Source organism: Microvirga tunisiensis (assembly GCF_009296175.1).
Classification (GTDB): domain Bacteria; phylum Pseudomonadota; class Alphaproteobacteria; order Rhizobiales; family Beijerinckiaceae; genus Microvirga; species Microvirga tunisiensis.
Window position 1 is genome coordinate 1 of the sequence record NZ_VOSK01000560.1, and the last position, 2,825, is coordinate 2,825.

Sequence of the window (2,825 nt, forward strand, 5' to 3'; positions counted from 1 at the left end):
GGAAAACCGAGACGGGACCCTATCCATGGGACACCTCTCACAGATGAGGAGGTGCCCACCACGGAATCACGATTGGTGCCGGTCAGGCAAGCGCTGCCGCTCAACCCAAAATGTGGGTAATTGAAAGTTGGCGGACACCTCCGGGCCGAGAAAGGTCGTCCCCGTCACATTCCCGCCTGGTCGCGCAAGGCTGGCGATCAGCCTGTCGGCGACCGGATCGGCCATGCCCACTACGACGATGGGGATTGTGCCCGTTGCGTGCTTGGCCGGGAGCGCTGCTGTCGTACTAAACGCGACAATGATATCGGGTTTGCGCCCGACCAATTCAGCGGCCAGCCCAGGGAGCCGATCCGACCTCCTATCGGCATACTGTCGCTCTACGGCGAGGTTCTGTCCCTCCGTGTACCCAAGGTCGTGCAGTCTTTGCAGGAAGGCGGTGAGCATGTTGAAAATGGGGTCGGACAGCTCGGAGCGGCCGGGGGACAAGAAGGCAATCCGAGGCATCTTCGTTGCCTGCTGCGCTCGTGCCGCCAATGCCCACGCGAACGCCGCGCCGCCGAACAACGTGATGAAGTAACGTCGTTGCATTGCCATACCTCGGCTCGGCAGCCATCGTGCTGTCGTTCACCTCAGGCCATCAAACGTTGAGCATGAGACGCAAGCATACAGCTAAATGCAGGTCGGCGCATGGGACTACGAGAGAAGCCGCGAATTTCCGGTCAGTCACAGCTATCGCGTCCTCTTCCGCGATGCCCCGGAGAAACATTCGGAGAGTACGCTCAATCTGTTATACTTCTCTCGGGTGAGGTCGTGAACGGCCCGAACGGCCGAGGAGGCCGCCGTGGACGAGATGGAGCGCTGGCTGGCACCCCTCGGTCTAGCGCAGCTCGCGCCCGTCTTGCGGGCGCACGATGTCGATCTCGAGATCCTGCCCGAGCTGAGCGAGGCGGAACTGGAGAAGCTCGGGCTATCACTTGGCCAGCGCAAGAAGCTGCTGAAGGCGGTCGCGGGCCTGTCGCACCAATCGTTGTCAGCAGCCTGCAGCGCCAAGCCGACGCCAAGCCTGAACGACGTCTCCTCAGCCGAGCGGCGCCAACTGACTGTGATGTTTTGCGATCTGGTCGGCTCAACGGCCATGGCATCACGGCTCGATCCCGAGGACCTGCGCGAGATCATTGGCGCCTATCAGAAGCGCGTCGCCAAGGTTGTCGCTCGCTATGACGGCTTTGTCGCCAAATATATGGGTGACGGCGTGCTGGTCTACTTCGGCTACCCTCAGGCGCATGAGGACGACGTTGAGCGGGCCGTGCGGGCCGGACTGAAGCTTGCCGACACGATCCACCGGGTCCGTCTGCAGGCCGATGTTGAACCGCTGCAGATCCGCATCGGCATCGCAACCGGCATCGTGGTCGTCGGCGATCTCGTCGGCTTCGGCGAAGCGCAAGAGCGCGGCGTGGTGGGCGAGACGCCGAACTTGGCCGCGCGGCTCCAGGCCTTGGCGGAGCCGAACGCGGTGGTGGTCGCGGCCAGCACCTACCACCTCATCGGCGGCTTGTTCGAGTACGAAGACCTCGGCGCGCTCGAGGTGAAAGGCTATGCCGAGCCGGTGCGCGTGTGGCGGGTGTGCGGCCCGAGCGCAGCCGCGGGCCGATATGAAGCACTGCATCCAGCGACAGCGGTGACGCCGCTGGTCGGCCGCGAGGAGGAGATTGAGCTGCTGCTCCGGCGCTGGCGGCGGGCAAAGAGTGGCGACGGCCAGGTCGTGCTGGTCTCGGGCGAGCCGGGGATCGGCAAGTCGCGTCTGATCGCCGCCTTGCAGGAGCGGATTGAGGGCGAGCCGCAAACGCGTCTGCGGTATTTCTGCTCGCCCTATCATCAAGACAGCGCGCTGCATCCGATCCTTGAGCAGCTCGAAAGGGCAGCCGGTTTTAGCCGCGATGACACACCCGCGATCCGGCTGGAGAAGCTCGACACCTTGCTTTCGCAAGCCTCGCCGCTGGACCATGACGTGGCGCTCGTGGCCGAACTTCTGTCCCTGCCTGTGATGGATCGCTATCCGCCACACGCCTTCACGCCACAGCGCAAAAAGGAGAAGACATTCGAGGTGCTGCTCCGGCAGCTCGAAGCCTTGGTTCGGTGGCAACCCGTTCTGATGATCTTCGAGGACGTCCACTGGATCGACCCGACCTCGCACGAGCTGCTGGACCTCATCATCGAGCGGGTCAGGCACCTGCCGGTGCTGCTCCTTGCCACCTTCCGCCCCGAGTTCCCACCACCATGGATCGGCCGGCCGCATGTGACGACTGTGACGCTCAATCGGTTGGACGGCCGCGACGGAGCGGCGCTGGTCAAGCGAGTTGCGGGCAGCAAGTCGGGACTGTCCGGCGACATTGTGGACGAGATCGTCGAGCGAGCCGATGGCGTGCCTCTCTTTGTCGAGGAACTGACGAAGGCGGTGCTGGAAGCGGACGCGCATGATGATGATGGCGCCAGCGGCACTTTGTCCGCGGTCCCTCGGCCGGCGCTCGGCATCCCGGCTACGCTGCACGCCTTGCTCATGGCGAGGCTCGACCGGCTCGGCCCGGCCCCGAAGGAGATCGCGCAGATCGGGGCCGCCGTGGGCCGGGAGTTCTCGTACGAGCTGCTCGCAGCCATCGCGCCGCGGAACGGGATGGAGTTGCAGACTGCGCTGGACCCGCTAGATCCTCGGCCCAGAGGATTTGACGAGTTGGGGATGGCGGAGGAGGGGCAGGCCTTCAGGGGCGACCAACACCTCGATGCTTCGCGCCACTCCGGGCTGACGGCGGATCAAGCCGGCGCGTTCC

2 protein-coding genes are annotated in these 2,825 nt (G+C 64.5%); one reads left to right on the forward strand and one right to left on the reverse strand.

From position 1 onward, the window contains the following. Positions 1–66 precede the first annotated feature (66 nt). A complete protein-coding gene (locus tag FS320_RS41245) occupies positions 67–588 on the reverse strand; it encodes an ABC transporter substrate binding protein (RefSeq protein ID WP_162003595.1) in 522 nt (173 codons plus the stop codon). Between the two features lie 262 nt (positions 589–850). Here FS320_RS41245 and FS320_RS41250 point away from each other — a divergent pair. Then, positions 851–2,825, forward strand: a 1,975-nt coding sequence (locus tag FS320_RS41250) for an adenylate/guanylate cyclase domain-containing protein (RefSeq protein ID WP_244627725.1), incomplete at its 3' end; no start/stop codon positions are given.

Excerpts from the sequence above, each read along its gene's own strand:
- FS320_RS41245 (WP_162003595.1), bottom strand. The coding sequence starts at position 588 with ATGCAACGACGTTACTTCATCACGTTGTTCGGCGGCGCGGCGTTCGCG.